The organism is Aeromonas sp. ZOR0002 (assembly GCF_963866995.1).
In the GTDB taxonomy this organism is placed as follows: domain Bacteria; phylum Pseudomonadota; class Gammaproteobacteria; order Enterobacterales; family Aeromonadaceae; genus Aeromonas; species Aeromonas caviae.
This window is the reverse complement of the sequence record NZ_CAWMFQ010000330.1, coordinates 40,062-46,468: the sequence shown is the minus strand read 5'-3', so window position 1 is coordinate 46,468 and position 6,407 is coordinate 40,062. Positions and strand designations below refer to the sequence as shown.

Sequence of the window (6,407 nt, the reverse complement as noted above, 5' to 3'; positions counted from 1 at the left end):
CAGGCAGTGGGGCTGGCCCGCCAGCCGGTGCTGAGCGGCGAGCACATCGTCGATGCCCGCGCCAACATGGGGGAGATGGGGCAGCCCCAGGTCAACATCGTGCTCGACACCCTGGGGGGGAGCAAGATGAACCAGTTCAGCCGCCAGCACGTGGGCAAGCCCATGGCCACCGTCTTCACCGAGTACAAGACCAACGCCGAAGGCAAGCTGCGCGCCCGAAGCGAGGTGATCAACGTCGCCACCATCCAGACCGCCCTTGGCAACCAGTTCCGCATCACCGGGATTGGCAGCCTGCCCGAGGCCCAGGAGCTCGCCATGCTGCTGCGGGCCGGGGCCCTCACCGCGCCGCTGAAGATCCTGGAGGAGCGCAGCATAGGCCCGACCCTGGGTCTGCAGAACATCGAGGCGGGCTTCACCGCCCTGGCGTTCGGCATGGCGGGCATGATGCTGTTCATGATGGCCTGGTATCGCAAGTTCGGCTGGGTCGCCATCACGGCGCTGGTCGCCAACCTGCTGATGCAGGTGGGCATGCTGGCGGTATTGCCGGGGGCCGTGCTGACCCTGCCGGGGATCGCCGGTCTGGTGCTCACCGTGGGCATGGCGGTGGACACCCATGTGCTGATTTTTGAGCGGATCAAGGATCGGCTGCGGGAGGGGGGGAGCCTTGCCAACGCCATCGACTTTGGTTACCGCTCGGCGTTTCGCACCATCTTCGATGCCAACATCACCACCCTCATCTGCGCCGTGGTGCTCTATGCCATCGGCTCCGGGCCGCTGCAAGGCTTCTCCATCACCCTGATCCTGGGACTCATCTCCAGCATGGTGACCGGCATCTGGGGCACCCGCGCCATCATCAACCCCCTGTGGGGCAACAGCCGCGCCAAGCTGCTGAGGGTATGATCATGAACCGACTTCATCACCATGACGCCGCGCCCGTGAGTCTGTATGACCTGCGCACCGACCGCTTCCTGCCGGGAAGCCTGTACCACCTGACGTCGAGGGAAGAACAATGCTGAGAATGATCCTGGCCATGGGGCTGACCCGCTGGCGCTATATCGGGCTGTGGGCCTCCGTGCTGCTGACCCTGGCCTGCGTGGCCGTCCTTGCGACAAAAGGGCTCGCCCTCGGGCTCGATTTCACCGGCGGGATCCTGCTGGAGTTTCGCATCCAGACCCTGAAGGAGGCCCATGAGCTCAATGCTCTGCTGACGGCGCCCCTGGCGGGGGTGGTGGAGCTGCACGGCGCCGGTGTGCCCGGAGAGTGGCTCATCAAGCTGCCCCCCCACGCGCTGCCCTGGGCGGCGGAGGATCTGGCGACCATGCTGGGGCAGCAACTCGCCTTGCCGGTGGAGCTCTTGCGCACCACCATCGTCGGGCCCCAGGTGGGCGCAGAGCTGTTCCAGCAGGGGATGCTGGCGGTGCTGGTGGCCTCGCTCGCCATCTCCGCCTACCTGGCGGTGCGCTTCGAGTGGCGCCAGGCCATCGGCATCCTGGTGTCGGTGCTGCACGACGGTCTGGTGGCCATCGGGCTGCTCGCGCTCTTTGACATCGAGTTCGACCTCAACGTCATCGCGGGCCTGATGGCGGTGATAGGCTACTCCCTCAACGACAGCATCGTCATCTCGGACCGGCTGCGGGACTTGCTGGGGTCGCGTACCCGCATGGGGATCCACGAGTGCTCGGACGTGGCCATCAAGGCCACCTTCAGCCGCACCATGATCACCTCGGGCACTACCCTCTTCACCGTGGGGGCCCTGCTCCTGTTCGGCGGCGACGCCCTCTACGGCTTCTCCTTCACCCTGTTCGCCGGCATCCTGGTGGGGACGCTCTCCTCCATCACGGTGGCCTCCACCGTGCAGGAGCTGCTGGGGCTCTCCCCCCAGGCCTACCAGAAAAAAGAGGAGGAGCTGGCCGAGGCGGCGTGACCGCCGAACGCCCCGTCACGGGGCACATGGGCGGCCAGTGCGGCCGCCCCGGGCAAAAAAGGAAGGCGAATGCCTTCCTTTTTCCATTCTGCCAGAGGGGGCGCGGCGGTCCCGAAGGCCGGGCTGGGGCGGCGTGTGTGACGCGGCTGAGCAGAAGTTGAAAAGTGTAATGAAATGCATGTTTTAGGCGCTATTTTCGGGGCCCGCTTCGGCTACACTGGCAGGGAGTCTATGGATGGAGTAAGCACTCATGAATATCGCTCGTCGGCTTCAACTCATTGCCCTGCTGGTCATGCTGGCCCTGGGGTGTCTCAGCTGGTTCAGCATCAGCAGACTCTCCTCCGCCAATGCGGATCTCAGCTATGTAACAGACAACACAGTCCCCAGCATTTCCACGACCAAGGAGATACAGACAGACTTCTACGCCCTGCATTCATTGATCCAGGCGCACGTGCTCAACACCGACGACGGCAAGATGAGTCAGATAGAGCAGAGCATTGCATCCCTTCACACCTAGATGGACGCCCTGCTGAGCCAGTATGAAAGCGGGATGATCTCCAATGAGGAGGACAGGCAGCTCGTCGCCGATGATCGGCGCCTGGTTGCCCAGTACGACAAAGCCTCCGAAGACGTCCTGCGCCTGTCCCGCGAGAACAAGAATGTGGAGGCCAGAGAGGCGATCGACAAGGAGCTTGCCCCCTTGTTTGAGCAGCTTTCCCAGGCCATCGACAAGCACGTCCACTTCAACATCCAGCAAGGTGACGCCGTCAAGCTGCGAGGCGAGCAGAATGCCGATAGCAGCATGCAGGCCCTGTTGTTCATCTCGGTGGGCACGGGAGCCCTCACGCTGGTGCTCTTTCTCTGGCTGTTCAGGCAGGTCGCCAATCCCCTCCGTCTGGCCATGGCGACCCTGTCCGAGATCCAGCGCGACCTGAACTTCACCCTGCGGGCCAATGTGAGCCAGCAGGACGAGATCGGCCAGACGCTGACGGCGGTCAACCGCCTGCTGGACACCTTGCAGCAGACCTTCACCGAGTTCTCGGTGGGCAGCCTGCAGATCAAGAGCACGGCAGAGTCCCTCTCCCAGGCGGCCCAGCACATGGCGGAGTCGGCGAGTCAGGCCAATGACGCCACCAGCCTTATCGCCGCCGGGGTGGAGGAGATGAGCGTGAGCATCACGGACATCTCCCAGCGCACCCAGGAGACCAGCCGCATCACCAATGAATCCGGCAAGCTCGCCAGTGACGGCGGGGCCACCATAGAGCGCACTGTGCTCGCCATCAACGATATCGCCGACGCCATTCGTCAGGCCTCCCGCGATGTGACGGCGCTGGGGGAGGGGATCTCCCGCATCGGTGGGGTGGTGAACGTCATCAACGATGTGGCGGGGCAGACCAACCTGCTGGCGCTCAACGCCGCCATCGAGGCGGCGCGGGCCGGTGAGCAGGGACGCGGCTTTGCGGTGGTCGCCGACGAGGTGCGCAAGCTGGCGGAGCGGACGGCCCAGTCGACCCAGGAGATCTCAAGGACGGTGGAGGCAATCCAGCAAGGGTCCGAGGCCACGGTGGCCAGAATGGTCCTGGTGGAGGAGAAGGTGGCGCAAGGGGTGGCCATGGCGACGGAAAGCGGGGCCATCATCACCCAGATCCGCCAGGCCTCCCATCGCGTCATGGATCAGGTCGGCGAGATCACCCTGGCCATCCGCGAGCAGACCTCGGCGGCGGAATCCATCGCCCTCCAGGTCGAGCAGATAGCCCAGGTGGTGCAGCAGACCAGCAGCACGGCGGAGGAGACTTCTGCCGCCGCAGAGGAGCTGAACGTGACCACGGAGAATATCCACCAGCAGATCTCCCGCTATCGCATCCAGTGATGCGCGGATCGGTTGTTCTCTCCCCGCCATGCCCATGGCGGGGATTTTTTTATGTCAGAACCCCGAACCGGGCTGTTGCAGGAAGGCGGCCTCTTCCTCCGTGCTCGCCCTGCCCAGGATGGCGTTGCGGTGGGGGAAGCGGCCAAAGCGATCGACGATCACCTGGTGGCGCCGAGCAAAGTCGGCAAAGCCTTGGAAGGTGGCCCGAGCGGGGCCTGTGGCCTGCTCGTCGGCCAGGGCCTCGAACAGGGCGACGCTTCTGGCCTGCTGCTCTCTGGACTCCGCGTGCTCGAGGGGCAGATAGAAGAAGACCCGGGCCAGCGGCGAGAGCCCCTTGTCGACCCCGAGGGTGAGCCCCTTGAGGCACAGCGCCCTGGCCTTGTCGTCCTGGGCGAAGGCGGCGGGGGTGTGGCGGTGAAGGTTTCGCGGCAGCTGGTCCAGCAGCAGGATGAGGGCCAGGCGCCCTGCGGGATCGTCCTCCCAACGAGCGAGCTCGCCTGCTGCGGCACGGGCCGCCAGTTCGCCGAAGCGTGAGGCCAGCAGGGCATCGGTCTCGCTGCTCTTGCCCCACCAGAGGGGGGCCTGACGGGCGGCACGGGGGGCGTCGTCTGCGTCATCGCCAAACCAGAAATCGAGCAGAGGTTGCCAGGGTTGCATGGGAACTCCTTGGGCCGGTGGCCGTGAGGTGAAAACGGAGCAGGGGATCTGCCATGGGGGGCTGCCGCCGTGGCGGCTTCCCGTTACACTGTGCCATCTTTTGCCCCAAAGGGTGATCCCCGGATGGGCCCGTGGTCCCCTGACCCCCTCATCACCCTGACCGGGGCAGCCCGGATGTGTCCCACTCAATAGAAGGAATGCCAGATATGGCCGGAGCCAGTTTGTTGACCCTGCTCGATGATATTGCCAGCGTGCTCGATGATGTCGCCCTGATGACCAAGGTGGCGGCGAAGAAGACGGCTGGGGTGCTGGGGGACGATCTCGCCCTCAATGCAGAACAGGTCTCCGGGGTGCGGGCCGAGCGTGAGCTGCCGGTGGTGTGGGCGGTGGCCAAGGGGTCGTTTCGCAACAAGCTCATCCTGGTGCCTGCCGCCATCGCCATCAGCGCTCTTATCCCCTGGCTCATCACCCCGCTCCTGATGCTGGGGGGGGCCTACCTCTGTTTCGAGGGGGCGGAGAAGCTGGTCCACAAGTTCCTGCCCCACGAGGAGGAGGCGCATCAGGCGGCGCCGGTGCCCGAGGATCTGGCGGCCTATGAGCGCCAGAAGGTGAAGGGGGCCATTCGCACCGATTTCATCCTCTCGGCGGAGATCATCGTCATCGCCCTCGGCACCGTGCAGGGGTCGAGCCTGGGCCTGCAGATCGCCGTGGTAGCGGGCATCGCCCTGCTGATGACCGTCGGGGTCTATGGCCTGGTGGGGCTCATCGTCAAGCTCGACGACATCGGTCTGCACCTGCTGCAAAAGCCCGATGGCGGCGCCGTGCGCCGGGCGGTGGGGCAGGGGCTGCTGGTGACGGCGCCCCGTCTGATGCACCTGCTTGCCCTGGTGGGCACCATCGCCATGTTCATGGTCGGCGGCGGCATTCTGGTCCATGGCTGGCCCTTCCTCCATCATCTCATCGAAGGGACGGCGGGCACGGTGGCCGCCCTGCCCGGGGTCGGCGGGGTACTGGCCGTGGTGACGCCCACCCTGCTGAGCGCTCTGGCAGGCGTGGTGGCAGGGCTGGTGCTGGTGGTGGCCATGACCCTGGTGAGCAAGCTTCAGCCCGCCAAATAGGTCGCTTGTCGGGGGAGGGCCGACAGGGGCCGTCGCACCCGGGGGCGCTCTTCTGCTGGTTGCCTCGAATGGGGGCTAGGCAAGTGCCTGGCCCCCTTCGTACTATCCGGTTTCACCCGCCCGCAGAGGCGGGGTGACCCGATATGGACGCAAACAGACAAGGACAACCATGAAACCACCCGTTTGGCGAGATGATCACATCTATGCCGCCCCCGACGATCCTGCCATCGAGGCCGCCTTCCAGGAGGCTGCCCGCGCCCTTACCCGGCTTGACGCCCTCCTGGCGGACCTGCCGGATCCCGCCCATCCCGTTGCGGATGCCAATGCCCTGCGCCACCTGTTGCGGGCCATCCGCCGCGAGGCCAACGGGGTGAAGACCCTGGCCTGGAACAGCCAGGTCTATGGTTACAACCGGCTGAGCCAGCACGGGCGCGACGAGGAGGCCCGGGTACTGCTCTCCCGGGGCCAGCAGCTGGAGGCGACCCTGGCCCAGCGCAGCAAGCCGGTGGACCTGTTCTGGGTTCGCGCCCCCGAGTCACTGGTGCGCACCCTGCTGCAAGATCCCGAGCTCTTCGAGCTGGCCTACCACATCCATCACGACAGAGCGCTGCAGGATCAGTGGCTTTCGCTCGAGAGCGAGCAGCTCATCGAGGGGTTGGCGGTAGACGGCCTGCAGGGGTGGGGGGATCTCTACGACAACCTGGTGGGGCGGCTGCTGCCGGTGGTGGAGGGGGTGCCCATGGGGCTTGCCCAGGCGGACAACCTGCTCGCCCACCCGGACAGGGCGCGGCGCGCCAGCGCCTGGCACGCCATCCAGGGCGCCTGGGAGGCGGAGCAG

At 65.8% G+C, this 6,407-nt stretch carries 4 protein-coding genes and 2 pseudogenes; 5 read left to right on the top strand and 1 reads right to left on the bottom strand.

Going from position 1 to position 6,407, the window contains the following annotated elements:
- The 3 genes and pseudogenes from secD to AACR77_RS17810 all read left to right on the top strand — a co-directional run.
- The coding region (gene secD, locus AACR77_RS17820; protein WP_042883113.1) for a protein translocase subunit SecD at positions 1 to 900 on the top strand (900 nt) is incomplete at its 5' end.
- 109 nt (positions 901 to 1,009) lie between these two features.
- Positions 1,010 to 1,924, top strand: a complete 915-nt coding sequence (gene secF, locus AACR77_RS17815) for a protein translocase subunit SecF (protein WP_029314368.1) — start codon at positions 1,010 to 1,012, stop codon at positions 1,922 to 1,924.
- A 250-nt stretch (positions 1,925 to 2,174) separates the two neighbouring features.
- A pseudogene (locus AACR77_RS17810) lies at positions 2,175 to 3,794 on the top strand (methyl-accepting chemotaxis protein).
- Positions 3,795 to 3,848: 54 nt separating this feature from the next.
- Here the strand turns inward: AACR77_RS17810 and AACR77_RS17805 are convergent.
- On the bottom strand, positions 3,849 to 4,451 hold the full coding sequence (locus AACR77_RS17805; protein ID WP_042883112.1) for a DUF924 family protein: 603 nt from the start codon (positions 4,449 to 4,451) through the stop codon (positions 3,849 to 3,851).
- 206 nt (positions 4,452 to 4,657) lie between these two features.
- Here AACR77_RS17805 and AACR77_RS17800 point away from each other — a divergent pair, with 206 nt between their 5' ends.
- Together AACR77_RS17800 and AACR77_RS17795 are read left to right on the top strand one after the other, a co-directional pair.
- Positions 4,658 to 5,569 (top strand): DUF808 domain-containing protein, encoded by a 912-nt coding sequence (locus tag AACR77_RS17800; RefSeq protein ID WP_039038966.1) that lies wholly within the window; start codon positions 4,658 to 4,660, stop codon positions 5,567 to 5,569.
- Between the two features lie 169 nt (positions 5,570 to 5,738).
- Positions 5,739 to 6,407, top strand: a pseudogene (locus AACR77_RS17795) (peptidase M3); the annotation flags it as partial.

What these genes read in the sequence shown, in the direction of transcription:
- AACR77_RS17805 (WP_042883112.1), bottom strand. Translation starts at nt 4,451, where the DNA reads ATGCAACCCTGGCAACCTCTGCTCGATTTCTGGTTTGGCGATGACGCA.
- secF (WP_029314368.1), top strand. Translation starts at nt 1,010, where the DNA reads ATGCTGAGAATGATCCTGGCCATGGGGCTGACCCGCTGGCGCTATATC.
- AACR77_RS17800 (WP_039038966.1), top strand. Translation starts at nt 4,658, where the DNA reads ATGGCCGGAGCCAGTTTGTTGACCCTGCTCGATGATATTGCCAGCGTG.